This is a genomic window from Flagellimonas sediminis (assembly GCF_010500845.1).
GTDB classification, from domain to species: Bacteria; Bacteroidota; Bacteroidia; order Flavobacteriales; family Flavobacteriaceae; genus Flagellimonas; species Flagellimonas sediminis.
Genome location: NZ_JAAAMI010000006.1, coordinates 101,640 through 120,606, shown reverse-complemented (window position 1 = coordinate 120,606; position 18,967 = coordinate 101,640). Strand labels below are relative to the sequence as shown.

The window sequence follows — 18,967 nt, the reverse complement described above, 5'->3', positions numbered from 1 at the left end:
TATGGCGTTCGATTTTTTGATCCCTGTTTCGGACAAGGTATTGGCACATTCCGAATTGTTGCCACAACAGGCATTGGGCAAAAATATTTTCATGCACACCGAAAAGGACGGACTACCTGTCTTCGCCCAGGCCGATGTTGCCATTTTTGGTGTATTGGAATCCAGGAACGCTTTTGAAAAGAAACCTGAGAAACTCGATTTAAGCGAAGTCCGTATCCAATTGTATAAACTCATGATGGGCAATTGGAACTCCACCATCATCGACATTGGGGATGTGGAAGAAGGCGATACCGTTGAGGACACCTACTTTGTGGTGAAGGAAATCGTGGCCGGACTCTTGGAAGAAAATATCATTCCGATAGTGATCGGTCTTACCCAGGATATCACCTATCCCACTTACCGTGCTTTCGATAAGATCAAGGATATGGTCAATCTGGTGTCCATAGACAGCCGTTTTGATTTTGGGGAAGATGAGGAACTGATATCGTCCCACTCCTATATGAGCAAGATTATTACCGATAAACCCAACAATCTTTTCAATTTCTCCAACATCGGTTACCAGAGTTATTTCAATGCCCAGGAAGAGATGGATCTTATGGAGCGCCTTTTCTTTGATGCGTACCGATTGGGTGAGATTGCGAACAATATCGGCTTGGCAGAACCCGTCTTGAGAAGTAGCGATATTGTAAGTTTGGATATGAGGGCCATCCGAGCTGCGGAAATAGGCATGTCCAAAAACTTTTCACCTAACGGATTTACAGGAAGGGAGATATGCGCCATAGCCCGGTATGCGGGTATTAGCGACAGGGTTTCCCTTTTCGGTATTTATGAAGGTGAGAATTCACCACAGGCATTTCAGATGATCGCCCAGATCATTTGGTATTTTATAGAAGGGTTGAGTTTCAGGATCAAGGAACAGCCCAGCTCCAAGAGCGAAGACTTCACAAAATTCACCGTACCCACAGATTCCGAGGAGCTTGTCTTTTTCAAGAGCCATGTCACGGAACGCTGGTGGGTAGAGGTGCCATCAATTTTAGCTGAACATACTAAAACAAATTCGGTTGCGTTATTACCATGCACCGAAGAGGACTATTTGGATGCGTGCAACCAAATTATTCCAGAAAGGTGGTTCAAAGCCTACAGAAAAGGCTTTAACTAAACAAATTAATTTTTTGAGCATTGCTTGTGTTTGCACAATAATTTATTCAAAAAGCAGTTTTGAGAGTAATGAAAATGTGTTTCACAGTCTAAAATCTTGAATCGATAATTTAACCTAAAGTATGAGAAAGCTATTCTTTTCATCTCTAGCACTTGTTTTTTTGCTTAGCAGTTGTGGCTCTAAATCAAGGTCAAAAGGTGAACTAGTTGGGGTCAGTGGAAAACAATGGCATCCAGAAAAACCCTATGGGATGGAACTGATTCCCCGCGGCGCCTTTGTTATGGGTAAGGCTGAGGAGGATCAGGCGAAAGTATTGAACGCTCCGACAAGAACGGTTACCGTACGTTCCTTTTATATGGACGATACGGAAATCACCAACAGTGAATACCGACAGTTTGTGGAGTGGGTAAAGGATTCCATTGTTAGGACCAGGTTGGCCATCCTGGCCGATGAGCTTGGCATTGGACCAGAAGATGAAGGTATCGGAGAGTATGCTTTTAAGGATACCGATACTACCGAATTGTCCGCTTATGACAAATACATGCTCGACAACTATGCCGGACTTGGTGAAACAGGCTATGAGGGCAGGGCATTGAACAAGGATGTGGATTTGATATGGGATACTTCAGAATATCCGGACGAATATTATTCCGAAGTAATGGATTCTATTTATCTTCCTGAAGAAGAAAGCTATAACGGGCTTAGGTCTATCGATGTGACCAAGTTGAAATACAAGTATAGCTGGATGGACATCGAGGCTGCCGCTAGGGCAAAGACCGGAAGAAGAAAGGATTTTATCCGACAAGAGGAATTGGAGATTTATCCAGATACCACGGTTTGGATCAAGGATTTTGAATATTCCTACAATGAACCCATGCACAACGATTACTTCTGGCATGACGCCTATAGTGATTATCCAGTAGTGGGTGTAAACTGGATGCAGGCCAAAGCGTTCTGTAACTGGAGGACCAAATTCAAGAATGACGATCAAAAGTCTCGTGGCAAGCAGTTCGTGAACCAGTTCAGGTTGCCAACAGAGGCCGAGTGGGAATATGCCGCCAGAGGTGGTATTGAAGGAGGAACCTACCCTTGGGGGGGTCCATATGTGATCAGTGATACCGGTTGCTTTATGGCCAACTTTAAGCCACAGCGTGGTGACTATGCCGCTGATGCAGCGTTGTACACCGTGGAGGCCAAATCGTTTGAACCGAACGATTACAATTTGTACAATATGGCAGGAAACGTTTCGGAATGGACCAATTCCAGTTTCGATTCGGGAGCCTACGAATACCTTTCTACCATGAACCCCAACGTGGGGTCTGGCCAAAACAAGAGAAAGGTGATTAGAGGTGGATCTTGGAAGGATGTTGCATACTTCCTGCAAGTGAGCACCAGGGATTACGAGTACCAAGATTCTGCAAGAAGCTACATCGGCTTTAGAACGGTACAGGATTACATGGGAGAGGAAGATTCTACCAACGGAAGAGGAGGTTTATAAAACAACATTTATCGAGAGCATTATATAAATCAAAGTTTGTAACCAAATACTTATTTATATAACTTAATTAAAACTAGAATTATGGCACAGTCAAAATCAACAAAAAAATTGTTTAACATGGCCTACGGGCTTGGAGCATCGGTAGTAATTATTGGTGCATTGTTCAAGATTCTTCACTGGGAGTTTGGACCCCTTACAGGTGGACTACTTCTTGCGGTTGGACTTATTACTGAGGCATTGATCTTCGCAATCAGTGCATTTGAACCAGTAGATGACGAATACGATTGGGCTTTGGTTTACCCAGAATTGGCCGGTGGTCAACAAACCGCCAGCAAAAAGCAAGAAGCCAAAGATGCCAAAGAGGCAGAAGGTATCCTTTCCAGAAAATTGGACGAATTGCTTAAAGAAGCCAATATCGACGCCAATCTATTCTCTAGCTTGGGTGAGAGCATCAAAAGTTTTGAAGGTGCCGCTAAAAACATCGCGCCTACTACAGATGCTATCCAACACACCAAAAAATACTCTGAAGAGTTGTCTCACGCAGCGGCTCAAATGGAGTCATTGAACAGCTTGTACAAAGTACAGTTGGAAAGTGCTAGCCGTCAAGCTTCCATCAACGAGGAAGTAGTACAGAACGCTGGTGCCTTGAAAGATCAAATGGAATCTTTGGCCACCAACCTTTCTTCTTTGAACGGAGTTTACGGAGGTATGCTTTCCGCCATGGGAGGTAGAAAATAATTAGAGTTTTTGATCAACAGAAAACAACCCCAAATCAAATTAATTTTAAAATCTAATTAGAAAACATGGCAGGAGGAAAACAAACACCACGTCAGAAGATGATCAACCTAATGTACTTGATCTTCATCGCGATGCTGGCCCTGAATATGAGCAAGGAAGTACTTGCGGCTTTCGGACTTATGAACGAAAAGCTGGAAACTTCAAACACGAGCATGGACTCCAATAACGCTAGCTTCTTTGCAAGCCTGGAGACCAAAGCTTCGGAAAACGAAGAAGAGTACGGAGAATTGTACAAAGATGCTCAGAAAGTAAAAGAACTTTCAGATGACTACTACAGTTATTTGCAAGGTTTGAAGACAGAAATGACCAAGGATCTTGAGGATCCCAAAGATTATGTGGTCATGGACAAATCAGACTACTTGGACCAAAAATTCTTCCAGGGCGACAATTTGGGCCCAGAAGGAAAGAAGTTCATGGAATACATCAACAATTACCGTGAAGGTGTGATCAATGCATTGCCTGAAGGTAAGTACGAATCATTAAAAGCGGCTGTAAAAGCTCGTTTTGCGACCGGTGATGCAGATGGTAAGGTTGAAAAGAGAGACGGTACCCGTCAAGATTGGATCAACTACCACTACGAAGGATTTCCTTTGGTAGCCTCATTGACCAAAATGACCCAGTTGCAGGCCGATATCAAGACTACCGAGCAAGAAGTGTTGAAAACTCTTTTGGAAGGTGAGTTGACAGAGGCGGTTTCTTTGACCAACTTTGCCAGTGCTTTGCAAGCTCCTAAAACTGCTTACTATTCCGGTGAAAAATACGATGGTAAGATCATTGTGAGCAAGACCGACAAGACTTCTACTCCGGTAAAAGCTGAATTGACCTTGGATGGTAGACCATTGAAGGAAGGAACTGATTACGCATTGGAAGCTGGTGGTATCAAAATGTTGATTAGTGCCGGTACCCCAGGTGACCACACCATTAAAGGAACCATGACCTATATGCAGGACGGTAACGAGGTGCCTGTAGAAGTGAACAACACGTTTGCTACCATCTCTATGCCCAATGCAGCCGTTATCTCTGCAGATAAGATGAACGTGGTTTATCGTGGTGTGGCCAACCCCATGACCATCTCCATTCCTGGTATTCCTGACAACAAAGTATCCGCTTCTGCTGCTGGTTTGACCAGAAGAAGTGGTAGCCAGTACATCATGAACCCAGGTACAGGTAGAACAGTGACCATCACCGCTTCCGGTACTTTGCCAGATGGTAAAGGTATCTCTACCAAATCCGAGTTCCGTATCAAGGATATTCCAAGACCTAGTGGTACCGTACGTGGTGAGGCTGGTAGCATCAAAATGCCAAAGAACAACCTAGAGATTTCCACAGTAAGTGCTATGTTGGAAGACTTCGATTTCGATTTGAACCTTTCTGTAAGTGAGTTCAAGTTCAAAGTTCCTGGTCAACCTACCGTAGTGGTTAGTGGAAACAAATTGAACGATCAGGCCAAATCAGTTCTTAGAAGAGCTGGCAGGGGAGATGCAGTTCAAATCTTTGATATTCAAGCTTACATCACTAACAACAGAGATTACAAGTTGAAGAAAGTATCTCCAGTAGTGGTTGAGCTTACAAACTAATAAAGTATAAAAGTATACAAGTGATCATGAATTGGAAAAATGTATTAATAATCGGATTGTTGGGCATTTTGCCTGTATCAATGATGGGTCAGGCAAACATTTTGAATGCCAAGTTGCCCGATGATATTGGTAAAAAGACCGAAGCTCAGATCGAGCAAGATGCCGATGAACCTCTAAAATACGGTTATGTGGATGATAGGGATATCCTTTGGTCCAAGACCGTTTGGGAAATCATCGATCTTGACGAGCGTGTAAACTTTCCGTTGTACTATCCAACCGATACCATTGGCATCGGCGCTGATAGAAGGTCTTTGTACCACGTTCTGATGAAGAACATCAGAAATGGAAAGCTAACGGAAATTTACACGGATTCCTACTTTACCGAAAAGAGGAAACTGGAAGATCTTTCCGCTACCTTGAGCAAAATCGATACCACGGACCTTGGTTACGAACAATTGAATGCCGGTGAGCAAATTTCCCCTGAGTTTATTAACAAAAGGGACCTTACCGCCGCTGACATAGAAGAGTACCACATAAAAGGTATCTGGTACTTTGACAAGCGCCAGGGAGAGCTTAAATATCGATTGTTGGGGATTGCACCCGTTGCTCCTGACGTGAACTTTATTGACGATGAGTCTGTAGATCCAAATTCCAACAAAGTTGAATTGTTCTGGGTTTGGTTCCCAGCGGCTAGGCAGATCCTGCACGAGGCCAAGGTTTATAACCAAAGGAACTCTGCAAGACCCCTTTCCTTTGACATGCTGTTGAACGCAAGACGTTTCAACGGGGTGATATACAAAGAGGAAAACGTACATGAAGACCGTAAAATCGACGAATACATTTTTGACAACGCATTGTTCCAGTTGCTTGAAGCCCAAAGGATCAAAGAATCCATCAGGGATAGGGAGCAGGATATGTGGGCCTACTAGATAGGTCTGTGAGATAAATTTCCAATTCACTACAAATTACGCCGCACAATTGTGCGGCGTTTTTGTTTTGATCATCAAGGTTTCAATGACCATTTGAGCTTTTTGAGCCATTCGGTCATCAAATCCAGATACCCGGGAGCAAATATTTTCTCAGGCTCCTTTTCAAAGGTTTTTCTTCTTTCAATGGTTTCTTCGGATTTGCCACTTATATTGAAAGTAAGGGTATGGTCTGCTTGCGGCACAATCACGATCGTTGCCTTCTTGTTTCCTATTTTTTTCATGGTGTTCCTATAGTGTTCCGAACTTGCTACCGAAGGTACGAGCAAGTCATTTTCACCCCAAATGGCCAAAACAGGACATGTCAGGTTTTCAATGTTCGGAGCTTGATCACCTTTAAGAATGACTTTTAGGTATTGGTAGATTCCTTCATCCCCCGTAATCACAAACGAACTCCAACCATGCTTCCGTGCTTCCTTTTGCAAGGCATCAAAGTCAACAAAAGGTCTTTGACCCCCAACCAGTTCTTTTACTTGGTTAGTATAGGTTACTGCACTGTCCACCGCTGCAGGTTTAAAACCATTAGCCTGCAAATTGGAACGGAGTCGATAAATTTCTTGGTCCATGGCGGTGGTCACTGGACCCGATACCACTATGGCAAATGCAGGTATACGGGTTTCCGTAACTTTTGGAATTACCCAACCTGCTTGACTAATGCCCCATAGACCAATTTTATTTCTATCGATTTTTTCATGTTGCTCCAAAAAATGATATGCTTCTAACACTATCTCCGCACGGTCCTCAATGGATTGTTGAAACCAATTTCCTTGGGAGGACCCCACGCCTGGTTTATCCCAAGAAAAACAGGCAAAACCTGCTTCGGTGAATCGTTCCCATAAAGGTCTGTACAAATTGGAGGAACTATAATCCTCGGGTCCGGATCCATGCACAAATAGGATGACTGGATAACCGTTTTTTACCTTCTTTTTGGGTAATATCAGTTTCCCGAAAATGGTATCCCTGTCATGTAAAAAATATGCTTCCTCTTCAGCGTAATTTGTGGTCAACTGACCAAATACGGAACCAACTGCCCACAAAAGAAAAAAGTTTGCCGAAAGTAATTTTGATTTTTTAGCCAACATTGTTTTAGGTTTGTTTAATTATTAGACGTTTTCAGGTTGATTGAGGTTGCATCGACCTTGAATAAAACATAAATATGCTGTAGTACTATGTTGGATTATTTTGTTGTTGGTTTGGGCTTGGCCGGAATTTCCTTTTGTGAGGTTTTGGAAAAGGAAGGCAAATCTTTCAAGGTGGTTGCGGACAGTTCCCAACAGGCTTCCCAAGTAGCGGGCGGATTGTACAACCCTGTCATTTTAAAACGTTTAACCATGGCTTGGAAGGCCAAAGAGCAATTGAAACAGGCCAAACCTTTTTACACAGGTTTGGAGCAGAAATTGGGGGTTAATTTGGATTACCCATTACGAGTACTGCGCAAATTCGCCTCCGTAGAAGAACAGAATAGTTGGTTTGAAGCAGCCGACCGACCGGTTTTGGACCATTTTCTATCCACCACAATAGTTTCAAACCAAAACCCATCCATTGTCGCTCCCTTTGATTTTGGAGAGGTAAAATATACGGGCAGAATTGATACGGGAACATTGTTGAATGCCTATGCCTCATATTTGGAAGGGAAAGGAATCCTGAACAGAAAAACATTTGAGTTTACTGCCCTTGTACATCACAATGATCATGTGGAATACCAAGGGATAAAAGCAAAACAGATTGTATTTGCATGTGGCTATGGCCTTACCCACGACCCCAATTTTGGGTATCTACCTTTGAACGGAACCAAAGGGGAGTTGTTGATCATCTCGGCGCCCAATTTTAAGGAGGATAGTGTAATAAAGTCTTCCGTATTTACCATACCCATGGGAGAAGATAAATATTTGGTTGGAGCCACGTACAAATGGCACGACAAAACCAATCTTCCTACGGAAGAATCCAAAAACGAGTTGTTGGAAAAATTAGCCACCTTTTTAAAATGTGATTTTGAGATTTTGGACCACGTGGCCGGAATCCGTCCTACCGTTGTAGATCGCAGACCCTTGGTGGGTAGGCATCCGGTATATCAAAATCTGTATGTATTGAACGGCTTTGGGTCAAGGGGCGTGCTTATTGCCCCATATGCTTCACGTCAATTGTACGATTATATTGAAGAAGGAATATTGCTCGACCCAGAAATAGACATTCATCGTTTTACCAAAAAATACTATAAAAATTAGCCTTTTACGGGATGATGATGCTCCACCGCATGAGGATCATATTTGATAAAGAAATTGATCCAAATATTGCGGGACAGCCTGATGATTACCGGCATAAAGACTACCAAGGTGGACACGATTGCAATAAACGAAGTCTTTAAAGAGGTGCCGATAAACAGATAGGAAATCACAAAAGCAGCCACGGCAAACGCAATACCTACCGCATAGCTCACATACATGGCACCGTAAAAGAAAGAAGGTTCGATCTTGTACTTCAAACCACAATGGGAGCACCGCTCATGCATTTTGAAAATTTGGGAAATCGCATAGGGGTTGGAGGCTTTATACATGCTCTCTTCATGGCACCTAGGGCAACTTCCTGTTAAAATGCTGTTGATTTTGGTTCCTTTTTTTAACATTTGCACCAATTTTTACGCAAAAGTAAGGATACTTCGCGTTTTCTTATGTAATTCAGGTCACTTATAATGCTAAATGTTCACAATCTTTCCGTAGCCTTTGGAGGCGAATATCTTTTTGAGGAAATCGCATTTCGATTGAATGGCGGTGATAGGGTAGGTCTGATCGGAAAAAATGGAGCAGGTAAATCAACCTTGCTCAAATTGTTGTCGAAGGAAATGCGTCCTGATGAAGGTACCATTGCCATGGAGAAAGACATCAAGATCGGTTTTTTAAAGCAGGATATCGATTTTGAACAAGGAAGATCGGTTTTGGAAGAATCCTACCAAGCCTTTGCCGAGATAAAATCCCTTGAAAAACAATTGGACGAGATCAACACAGCCTTGGCGGAACGTACCGATTATGAAAGTGAAGGATACCACCAGTTGATGGTAGACTTGACCGATGTGACCCATCGGTATGAGATTTTGGGCGGTTACAATTATCAAGGAGATACCGAAAAGGTGTTGTTGGGGCTCGGTTTTAAAAGAACTGATTTTGAAAAGCTGACCGATACCTTTTCTGGTGGATGGCGTATGCGAATTGAGCTGGCCAAACTCCTTTTGCAAAACAACGATGTATTGTTGTTAGATGAACCTACCAACCACTTGGACATTGAATCCATCATTTGGTTGGAGCAGTTCCTGAACAATTATTCCGGCGCTGTGGTCATCGTTTCGCATGATAGGATGTTCCTGGACAACGTGACCAACCGCACCATAGAAATTTCATTGGGCAGGATATATGACTACAACAAGCCCTACACCAAATTTTTAGAATTAAGGAAGGAGATCAAGGAACAACAACTCAGTGCACAAAAGAACCAAGAAAAGCAGATTCAACAGACTGAACGGTTGATAGAAAAGTTCAGGGCTAAGGCCAGCAAGGCTTCCATGGCGCAGTCGCTCATAAAAAAATTGGACAAGATAGAACGAATAGAAGTGGATGATGAGGACCACAGTGTTATGACCGTTCGTTTTCCTGTTTCCGTTACCCCAGGTAAGGTTGTGGCGGAGGTAGAAAACCTTTCCAAGAGCTATGGCCAAAAAAAGGTCCTGGAAGGAATAGACCTTCTGGTGGAGCGGGGCAGCAAGACCGCTTTTGTTGGGCAGAACGGCCAAGGGAAGACTACTTTGGCAAAGATCATGGTTGGGGAATTGGACTACCACGGGAATGTTAAAACGGGTCACAATGTGCAGTTGGGGTATTTTGCCCAAAATCAAGCCGAATATCTGGATGGCAACAAAACCATTCTTGACACTATGCTGGAAGCTGCCAATGAAAGCAATAGAAGCAAGGTAAGGGATATTTTGGGATCCTTTTTGTTCCGTGGTGATGATGTGGAAAAATATGTAAAGGTGCTCTCGGGAGGGGAACGTAATCGTTTGGCACTGGCCAAAATGTTGTTGCAGCCCTTCAACGTGTTGGTGATGGACGAACCAACCAACCACTTGGACATCAAGTCCAAGAACGTACTGAAACAGGCACTTCAAAATTTTGAGGGAACCCTGATCCTGGTTTCCCACGACAGGGATTTTCTACAAGGACTAACAGACCGGGTCTACGAGTTCAAGGATGGCAACATCAAGGAATATTTGGGCGACATCGATTTTTACCTGGAACAGCGGAAGGTAGATGATTTTAGAAAAATTGAGAAAGGGGACAAAAAGGTTGAGGAAAAACAGCAATCTGAAACTAAAGAGAATGATTACCACACCCAAAAGAAATTAAAGTCCCTGAAGAATAGATTGAGCGGTGTGGAAAAGCGGATTTCCCAGTTGGAAAAGGAAATATCTGACATTGACCATCAGTTGCTCATGGACTACGACACCACCATTGCCAAAGCCGGTTTTTTTGATAAATATCAAGGGAAAAAAAAAGAACTGGAGACCCAAATGAAGGAATGGGAAAGCATTTCCGGCGAATTGGAAACCCTAGAATAATCAGGGGTTTGCAAAGTTGACCACAGAAAAGGTTCGATTCACAACAAATCCACATCAATTTACTTAAATTATTTGTAGGGTTTTTCATATTCTTATTACTTTGTAAGTAAATTCCCTACAGATAAATAAGTATTAAATGAAACGATTGGCCATTTTCTTCTTTTTGTTGACTGCCACGGTGGGCATATCCTTGGCAAACGGACAGGTTTCCCAAAGGGAAAGGGACGTTTTAATTGACCTTTATAAAAACACCAACGGAGAGCAATGGACGGTAACCTGGAACCTTGAGACCCCTGTTGAAAAATGGAAAGGCGTTGAGGTGAAGGATGGACATGTTGTGGGAATTACCCTTTTCATGAACAACTTGAACGGTACTTTACCGGAGAGCCTTGGCAGGTTAAAATACCTGACCCGTTTGAATTTGGCCTTTAACAATATCACCGGAGTATTGCCCAAGGACATTGTTAAGTTGGAAAGCTTGAAGGAATTCCGCTTGGAAATGAACAGGATTAAAGGGTCTATCCCCCAAGAAATAGGACAATTGAAGAACTTGGAAGTCTTTTCCATGTTCAACAATTTTTTAAGTGGTCCCATTCCGGAGACGTTTGGAAACCTTCAGAATTTGAAGGAGCTTAATTTATCGAGCAATAACTTAAAGGGAATTATCCCTAAATCCATTGGCAATTTGACCAAATTGGAAGCTTTGGGACTTTTCGAGAATAGCTTGGAAGGAGAAATCCCTGCCGAAATTGGCCGATTGGGTCTATTGAAGGAATTGGTTTTGGCCAATAACCAGTTAGGAGGCGAAATTCCTGCAGAGTTCTCACAATTGGCAAGTCTTCAGATCTTGCAATTACAGAATAACCGTTTCAATTCGTATACGGGACTAATGGCAATGGATTCCAAACAATTTCTGGTATTCGATACCGATGACAAATCCCTTAATCCTAGGTTTAACAGTATTGAGTTTGATCGAACCCGAATGGCGGATACCAAGTTCGAGGACGATGAAAACGATGAAAATAATGAGTAGTTAGTTATTACTTTAGTTTGTTTGGTTTGGGGATACAGGGATGTATCCCCATTTTTGTTTCAGGTGTTTAGCGAACAATTTAGGATTTCTTTAACCTTTTCAAAGAATGTAGCGAATAGTTTTGCAACGACTAAATCAACTGACCCATGCGAAAGCTCATCATTTCGGCTGTATTAGGCGGCTTCCTCATTTTGGCATCCCTGTATTTTGCAGGCATTATCGCTGGTAGCAAGGACAATAGAAGGCCACAGTCCCCTAAAGTGGTAAAGACCGTTTTTGTAGATACCGTAAAGAACAAAACAATTCCGCTAGTGGTTCCGGCCAATGGAAACTTGAAGGCCAAAAAGCGGGTGGAACTATACTCCGAGGTGCAAGGTGTATTTAGACCGGGCAGTAAGCTATTTCGAAGTGGACAGGAATATACGGCAGGGCAGACCTTGATCCGCATCGACTCCGACGAATATTATGCCTCAGTACAATCGGCGAAGAGTACCTTGTACAACTTGCTTACATCCATTATGCCCGATTTGCGGTTGGATTATCCTGAAATCTATCCCAAATGGCAAACCTACCTCAATAGCTTTGACATGGAAAAAACTACCCCGGCCTTACCTGAAATGGGTTCGGAAAAGGAGAAGTTCTTCATTACGGGTAGGGGAATTATATCCAACTACTACGCGGTTAAAAATTTGGAACAACGTCTATCAAAATATATCATTTCCGCTCCTTTTAACGGAGTGCTTACTGAAGCCTTGGTTACCGAAGGTACTTTGATCCGCTCAGGACAAAAACTGGGAGAGTTCATCAACACAGGGGAATACGAATTGGAAGTTTCCGTGAGTAAAACCTATGGCGATTTCTTAAAAGTGGGCAAGGAAGTGGAACTCCACAACTTGGACAAAACCAATACATATACCGGCAAGGTTACACGTGTAAATGGAAGGGTGGACCAAGGTTCACAAACGATTACAGTGGCTATAGAGGTAGATGGTGCAGACCTGAAAGAAGGCCAATATCTGGAGGCTAGTCTTGAGGCTAGGGAAGAAGCCAACGCTATTGAAATTAACCGTTCCCTGCTATTGGACAACGACCAAATCTTTGTGGTGAAGGACTCCATTCTCGATTTGATGTACGTGGACCCCGTTTATTTTACGGACAAGACCGTGGTGCTCAAAAATGTTCCCGATGGGGAGGTGATCGTTTCCAGGCCATTGTCCGGGGCCTATGCGGGCATGTTGGTGAAAGTGTACAATAAAACTGCCCAGCCGTGAGAAAGGTCATTTCCTATTTTATAAAGTACCACATGGCCGTCAATATTTTTATATTGGCGTTCATCGTGTTCGGAATCGTGGGGATGCTCTCCTTAAAATCCTCATTTTTTCCGTTATCGGAATCCAAGAATATCCTGATTACCATTACCTATCCCGGTGCGTCCCCGCAAGAAATTGAAGAGGGTATTGTATTGAAGATCGAGGACAACCTGAAAGGTTTGGAAGGCGTGGAGCGGGTGACTTCTACCTCTCGTGAAAACAGTGGATCCATCAATGTTGAGATTGAAAAGGGCAGGGAAGTGGATTTCATGCTTTTGGAAGTAAAAAATGCAGTGGACCGTGTGCCGACCTTTCCAACCGGAATGGAACCTCTTATCGTGGCCAAATTAGAGGCCTCCCGACCCACCATCAGTTTTGCCATTAGCGGGAAGGATATTCCACTGGCTACCCTGAAACAGATCGGGCGTCAAATAGAGAATGACCTAAGGGCCATCGATGGTATTTCCCAAATTCAGATCGATGGGTATCCGGATGAAGAAATTGAAATTGCCGTGGACGAGAACAGACTTTTGGCCTACAATCTCTCCTTCAACGAAGTTTCGCTAGCTGTGGCCAACCATAATATTTTGGTTACCGGGGGTAACATCAAGACCGATACCGAGGAATATTTGATCCGGGCCAATAACCGTTCCTATTTTGGGGATGAACTTTCCAATATTGTGGTACGCGGGGATAGTGAAGGCCGTACTGTTCGTTTGAAAGATGTGGCCACCATCCGTGACCGCTTTTCTGAAACACCGAATGCCTCATACTTTAACGGGGAACTGGCGGTCAACATTACCATAACGAGTACTAACACGGAAGATTTAATAAAATCTGCTGATAATGTAAAAGACTACATTAAACAATTCAATGAAAAATACACCAATGTACAACTAGATTTGGTAGATGATCGATCTGTTACTTTAAATCAAAGAACAGAGTTATTAGGTAAAAATGCTGTTCAAGGAATCTTATTAGTATTGTTGTTCCTGTCTTTGTTTTTAAATACTAGATTAGCATTTTGGGTGGCATTCGGACTTCCTATTGCGTTTTTGGGAATGTTCATCTTTGCACCTATGTTTGATGTGACCATCAATGTGTTGTCTTTGTTTGGGATGATCATTGTAATCGGTATTTTGGTGGATGACGGAATTGTGATCGCCGAGAATATCTATCAGCATTATGAAGATGGTAAACCTCCGGTTCAGGCCGCCATTGAAGGAACCATGGAGGTGATACCGCCTATTCTTTCGGCTATCATCACCACTATTTTAGCATTTTCCATTTTTTTGTTCTTGGATAGTGGTATAGGGGAATTTTTCGGGGAAGTTTCAGTAATCGTTATCTTGACATTGATTGTTTCATTGGTAGAAGCACTGCTTATTCTTCCTGCCCACTTGGCCCATTCCAAGGCATTGCACAAACTGGATGATAAACCCAAGAAAGGGATTGCAAAGGTTTTTGCCAAATTGCGTGTCATCAACAAAATAGGGGACGATTTCATGGCGTTTATGCGCGACAAGTTGTATGGACCTGCTCTCAGGTTTGCCCTGCAATATAAAGTATTGACGTTCGCCTTATTCTTTATGGGATCAGGAACAATTGTTGTGTTTATGCAAATATCGTAGTTAGCCTGAATAGGAAGAATTCTGTGTTTTTGACTCCTCTGAATTGCGCTCTAAAAGCCTTTATTTTTGCATTAAAGGATTCTGCTGAAGCGTTCGTGCTTCTGTTTATAAAATAGTTCAGGATAGATCTGTAGTTGAGGGATATCGTGTTTGCCATGGTGTTGAATGCCCTAAATCCCGTATTTTCCACATCCTTGTACCAATGTGCCAGTTTTGTGTAGGCGGTCTCTATGGAGGTTGCCGTGTCGAATATGCTCCTTAGCCCTTGGACCAGGTCGAATGCGACCTTTATATCGGGATAATGGGCAAACAATATTTTGCTTCTTTCGGATTGGTTCTCCGTCCAGTTATTCGGGGCCTTGTACAGTAAGTACCTGCTTCTGGCCAACAGTTGCTTTCTTGTATCCCCATTGCTGAATTCTTTTGGGAGGAACGTCCTGTTCCTTGCCCTGGCCTGTTTGATCTGTTCGTTCTCCAGGTCTATGGCCTCCCATCTGTGTTTGACCCGGATATCCTGAAGGGCCTCCAGTGCCAGTTTCTGTACATGGAAGCGATCGGTGACCTGTACAGCTTTAGGGAAGCATTTTTTGGCGATGGTCTTCATGGAGTTTGCCATATCCAGGGTGATTTCCTTGACCTTGGCCCTTTCCTTGGCGGAGATTTTCATTAGTTGTTCTATGATAGGTTCCACCTTGGTGCCGGAAAATATGGCCACTATGGACCCTTTTTTGCCCTTGGCCCTTTTGTTGGTGATAATTGTATAGAGCTCACCCTTGGACAGTGCCGTTTCGTCAATGGACAGGTAAGGTCCCATATTTTTGGAAAAGATGAGCCATTGTTTGGCATGTCCCTTTTGTTCCCAGTCCTTAAAATCGCTCAGATAATCCTTGTACTGGCGCTGGAGTTTTTTTCCGTCGACCCCATAGAAATGGCCTATGGTTCGGCAATCCGAAGCCTTAGTATCGACCAAGTACTTTTAAAAAAGCAGCGAACTCGACGGTCATTCGTGTTCCCTGTGCTACCAGATCCCAATCTCTTTGCACTATATCGTTGGTGCGCTTATCAAGCCAACGCCGCCGCTTGATGTGGAGATAAACTGACTTTCCCCTTAATGGAAAGTCCTGGACAACGATCTCCCTATGAAAGCCATGGGCTATTAAAATGCGATGTTTTTCTTCTTTAGGGGTGTCCTTCTTTTCTTCAAAATATAGATGGAGCGTACCCTCTTCCGTTTTATGGGAGACTAGGTCAAAATGTGTCGTTAATACTTCAGGCAGTATAAACTTTAATAGGTCCGAGGATAATTCCAATGCTGATCGTTTTCTTGCAAAGATCGAACTCCTATTTCAATCCACACACAACTTTTGAGATTGATCCTCTTTATGGCCTTGGTGCTCACCTTTGGATCCATTGGGGGAGGGATTGTTCGTACTTCTTTCTTCCCTATGGTTGCCAGTGACCAGGTCACAATTCAACTTCGTATGCCGAACGGAACCAATGAAAAGGTGACTGATTCCATTATCAGCTTGATACAGGAAAAGGCCCACATCGTAAATGATGAACTATCGGAGAAATACCTGAAGGGCATGGATAAAAAGCTTTTCTTGAACATGATCAAAAATTTGGGCCCAGGATCTTCAACTGCAAGATTGCAAATTAATCTATTACCTGGAGAGGAAAGACCTGATGGTATTCGTTCTGATATGGTCACAGGAAGGTTAAGGGAACTCGTAGGTCCCGTAATCGGCGTGGAGAGTTTGATCTATGGTTCCGGTGGAAATTTTGGCGGAAGCCCGGTTTCTGTTTCCCTTTTGGGCAACAATATTGCAGAATTAAAAGCTGCCAAGGAGGAGTTGAAACAGATTATGCTCAACAATGCCACCTTGAAGGATGTTACGGATAACGATCCAGCAGGTATCAAGGAAATTCGGTTACAACTCAAGGAAAATGCCTACTTATTGGGATTGGATCTAAGAACCGTTATGAACCAAGTAAGGGCTGGTTTCTTCGGTACCCAGGCACAGCGATTCCAACGAGGACAGGATGAAATACGGGTTTGGGTTCGCTATGATCGTGAGAACCGATCTTCCATTACCGATTTGGACGAAATGCGCATTGTGGCACCCAACGGTGACCGTATTCCCCTTATCGAAATTGCCAACTACACCATTGAACGTGGGGATGTGGCCATCAACCACTTGGATGGAAGAAGGGAAATCCAAGTATCTTCTGATTTGACCAATCCTGAAACTACCAGTGGTACCGATGCCATGGCTTGGATCAGGAATGAGGTAATGCCCGAAATCGTATCCAAATATCCCTCCATTACCCCTTCCTATGAAGGCCAGAATAGGGAATTTAATAAGTTGTTTGGTTCACTAAAATTTGTGGGGCTCATTGTACTGTTCCTTATTTTCATTACCATAGCCTTCACCTTTAGGAGCATAAGTCAACCGTTACTGTTGATTCTTTTGGTGCCCTTCAGTTTAACGGCTGTGGCTTGGGGCCATTGGATCCATGGTTTCCCCATCAATATATTGTCCATGTTGGGTATCATTGCCTTGATCGGGATCATGGTGAACGACGGATTGGTGTTGATCGGTAAGTTCAACATCAACCTCAGAAATGGTCTAAAGTTCGATGAGGCCCTTTACGAAGCTGGTCGTTCCCGTTTTAGGGCCATCTTTTTAACTTCGGCCACCACCATTGCTGGTTTGGCACCGTTGCTTTTGGAAAGAAGCAGACAGGCCCAGTTTTTAAAACCTATGGCCATTTCCATTGCCTATGGAATCGCATTTGCTACTATACTCACTTTGCTCATGCTACCACTGTTCCTATCCTTTGGAAACAGCGTAAAAGTTGTGGCAAAAAGATTGTGGACCGGCGAAAAAGTGACACCGGAGGAGGTAGAGCGCGCCATTAGGGAACGGGATGAAGAGGATTTGTTGGAAAGGGAGAGTTTGCCCAGCGACAATGCTCCAAGCCAAAATGGAATGGATACTGAAAAACACGGAACTTCAATTGAAGAAGAGACCTCACGATAATGAAAAACAGGCATAATTACACAGCACTTTTATTTTTGATTTTTGGTCTTTACCTACATGCGCAGGATCAAGTACTTTCCAAGGAAGAGGCTATAGACATGGTCTTGGAGAACAACTTGAGCATTCAAGTGGCCAAGAACACCAAATTGATTGGGGACAACAATGCCAATATCCTGAATTCGGGCTATTTGCCAACGGTGACTGCCAATGCTGGGGGTAGTATTGACAAGCAGAACTCCGAGGGGGTTTTGGCCAATGGCGATACCCGAACCGCCGAGGGTGCGGAGACCCGAAGGTACAATGCCTCGGTAAATGTTAACTATATATTGTTTGATGGTTTGGGGCGACATTATAATTATAAAAGTTTTCAAGAGCGGTCGCAACAAACTGAACTTCAGGTTCGGCAGACCATAGAGAATACCATTCTTCAATTGTTTTCGGTCTATTATGAAGTGGCCCGTTTGACCGAGAACACCCATACCTTGGAACAGGCCATGGAAATTTCAAAGGATAGACTTAAACGAGCCCAATATCAATTTGAATTTGGTCAAAATACTGGGTTGGATGTACTTAATGCCGAGGTGGACATCAACACGGATAGCATCAACTTGTTGAATTCCAGACAATTGTTGCGTAATACCATGCGAGATTTGAATCTAATCTTGAACAGGGACCTCACGGAAGTTTTCGTTGCCGATACCACCGTAAATTTTGTTCCGGGCCTACAAATGGAAAGCATGTACAATGAGGCTAAAATGAACAACGTTAGGCTTCAAATTGTGGAAAAGGATATCAATATCAGCGATAATAACATCAAAGTGGCCAGAAGCGGTTTTTTGCCCACCATCGGCCTTACTGGTACGTATGGTTGGAACGAATCCAACAACAACAGTCCCTTGGCTTTCACCTTGCAAAACACATCCACAGGGGTTACAGGGTCCATTAATTTGTCCTGGAACCTTTTTGATGGTGGCAGTACCATAACCGGTATCAAGAACGCCAAGATCAACTATGCGAACCAAGAACTTGCGAAAAAGCAGATAGAGTTGGAGGTGGAGCGTGATATTCGCAATGCTTGGGACAGTTATTCCAATGCACTATATGTGCTGGAGGTACAGGAAAAGAACCTTCAGACCAACCAGAACAACTTTAATCGTACGGACGAACGTTACAAATTGGGCAGGGTGACCTCCATTGAGTTCAGACAGGCCCAATTGAACCTATTGAATGCCGAGTTGGCAAAAAGCCAGGCCAAGTATAACGCAAAATTGGCCGAATTGTTCATGTTGCAGGTAAGTGGTCAACTGCTCAATGTTGAATTTTAGGCG

Annotated in this window: 14 protein-coding genes and 2 pseudogenes; 12 read left to right on the top strand and 4 right to left on the bottom strand. The window is 43.3% G+C overall.

Annotation, left to right across the window (positions count from 1 at the left end; translation table 11 throughout):
- Position 1 precedes the first annotated feature (1 nt).
- The 5 genes from GTK07_RS12905 (at position 2) to porN (ending at position 5,961) form a co-directional block, all read left to right on the top strand.
- Entirely contained in the window at positions 2-1,159 is a 1,158-nt protein-coding gene (locus tag GTK07_RS12905) for a formimidoylglutamase (protein WP_163635664.1), read from the top strand.
- A 121-nt stretch (positions 1,160-1,280) separates the two neighbouring features.
- Entirely contained in the window at positions 1,281-2,657 is a 1,377-nt protein-coding gene (porK, locus tag GTK07_RS12900; RefSeq protein ID WP_163635663.1) for a T9SS ring complex lipoprotein PorK/GldK, read from the top strand.
- An 81-nt stretch (positions 2,658-2,738) separates the two neighbouring features.
- A complete protein-coding gene (gene porL, locus GTK07_RS12895; protein WP_163635662.1) occupies positions 2,739-3,395 on the top strand; it encodes a type IX secretion system motor protein PorL/GldL in 657 nt (218 codons plus the stop codon).
- Positions 3,396-3,460: 65 nt separating this feature from the next.
- Positions 3,461-5,032, top strand: coding sequence for a type IX secretion system motor protein PorM/GldM (porM, locus tag GTK07_RS12890; RefSeq protein ID WP_163635661.1), 1,572 nt, complete (start codon positions 3,461-3,463; stop codon positions 5,030-5,032).
- A gap of 26 nt (positions 5,033-5,058) precedes the next feature.
- Positions 5,059-5,961, top strand: coding sequence for a type IX secretion system ring subunit PorN/GldN (gene porN / locus GTK07_RS12885; RefSeq protein ID WP_163635660.1), 903 nt, complete (start codon positions 5,059-5,061; stop codon positions 5,959-5,961).
- A 74-nt stretch (positions 5,962-6,035) separates the two neighbouring features.
- On the opposite strand, the gene GTK07_RS12880 is transcribed toward porN, so the two are convergent.
- On the bottom strand, positions 6,036-7,100 hold the full coding sequence (locus GTK07_RS12880; protein WP_163635659.1) for an alpha/beta hydrolase family protein: 1,065 nt from the start codon (positions 7,098-7,100) through the stop codon (positions 6,036-6,038).
- An 87-nt stretch (positions 7,101-7,187) separates the two neighbouring features.
- Here GTK07_RS12880 and GTK07_RS12875 point away from each other — a divergent pair, with 87 nt between their 5' ends.
- The gene (locus GTK07_RS12875) at positions 7,188-8,243 is read left to right on the top strand and encodes an NAD(P)/FAD-dependent oxidoreductase (RefSeq protein WP_163635658.1); all 1,056 of its coding nucleotides are present in this window, start codon (positions 7,188-7,190) and stop codon (positions 8,241-8,243) included.
- On the opposite strand, the gene GTK07_RS12870 is transcribed toward GTK07_RS12875, so the two are convergent.
- Positions 8,240-8,641, bottom strand: a complete 402-nt coding sequence (locus tag GTK07_RS12870) for a DUF983 domain-containing protein (protein WP_163635657.1) — start codon at positions 8,639-8,641, stop codon at positions 8,240-8,242. The two genes, GTK07_RS12875 and GTK07_RS12870, sit on opposite strands and share 4 nt — an antisense overlap.
- Positions 8,642-8,707: 66 nt before the next feature.
- On the opposite strand from GTK07_RS12870, the gene GTK07_RS12865 reads away from it, so the two are divergent.
- From GTK07_RS12865 to GTK07_RS12850, 4 genes and pseudogenes are all read left to right on the top strand, one after another.
- Positions 8,708-10,621, top strand: coding sequence for an ABC-F family ATP-binding cassette domain-containing protein (locus GTK07_RS12865; protein WP_163635656.1), 1,914 nt, complete (start codon positions 8,708-8,710; stop codon positions 10,619-10,621).
- Between the two features lie 136 nt (positions 10,622-10,757).
- Complete coding sequence (locus GTK07_RS12860; protein WP_163635655.1) at positions 10,758-11,654, top strand: leucine-rich repeat domain-containing protein; 897 nt, start codon at positions 10,758-10,760, stop codon at positions 11,652-11,654.
- 146 nt (positions 11,655-11,800) lie between these two features.
- On the top strand, positions 11,801-12,925 hold the full coding sequence (locus GTK07_RS12855; protein ID WP_163635654.1) for an efflux RND transporter periplasmic adaptor subunit: 1,125 nt from the start codon (positions 11,801-11,803) through the stop codon (positions 12,923-12,925).
- Positions 12,922-14,550 (top strand): annotated as a pseudogene (locus GTK07_RS12850) (efflux RND transporter permease subunit); the annotation flags it as partial. The gene GTK07_RS12855 and the pseudogene GTK07_RS12850, both read left to right, overlap by 4 nt.
- A gap of 28 nt (positions 14,551-14,578) precedes the next feature.
- Here GTK07_RS12850 and GTK07_RS12845 read toward each other — a convergent pair.
- Positions 14,579-15,565 carry an ISAon1 family transposase gene (locus tag GTK07_RS12845; protein ID WP_163635653.1) on the bottom strand — a complete coding sequence of 329 codons (987 nt, stop codon included), beginning with the start codon at positions 15,563-15,565 and terminating at the stop codon, positions 14,579-14,581.
- The gene (locus GTK07_RS12840) at positions 15,552-15,905 is read right to left on the bottom strand and encodes an ISAon1 family transposase N-terminal region protein (RefSeq protein ID WP_163635652.1); all 354 of its coding nucleotides are present in this window, start codon (positions 15,903-15,905) and stop codon (positions 15,552-15,554) included. The genes GTK07_RS12845 and GTK07_RS12840 overlap by 14 nt, the downstream gene beginning before the upstream one ends.
- A gap of 63 nt (positions 15,906-15,968) precedes the next feature.
- On the opposite strand from GTK07_RS12840, the pseudogene GTK07_RS12835 reads away from it, so the two are divergent.
- Positions 15,969-17,639, top strand: a pseudogene (locus GTK07_RS12835) (efflux RND transporter permease subunit); the annotation flags it as partial.
- A complete protein-coding gene (locus GTK07_RS12830) occupies positions 17,639-18,964 on the top strand; it encodes a TolC family protein (RefSeq protein ID WP_163635651.1) in 1,326 nt (441 codons plus the stop codon). The pseudogene GTK07_RS12835 and the gene GTK07_RS12830, both read left to right, overlap by 1 nt.
- The last annotated feature ends 3 nt before the right edge of the window (positions 18,965-18,967 follow it).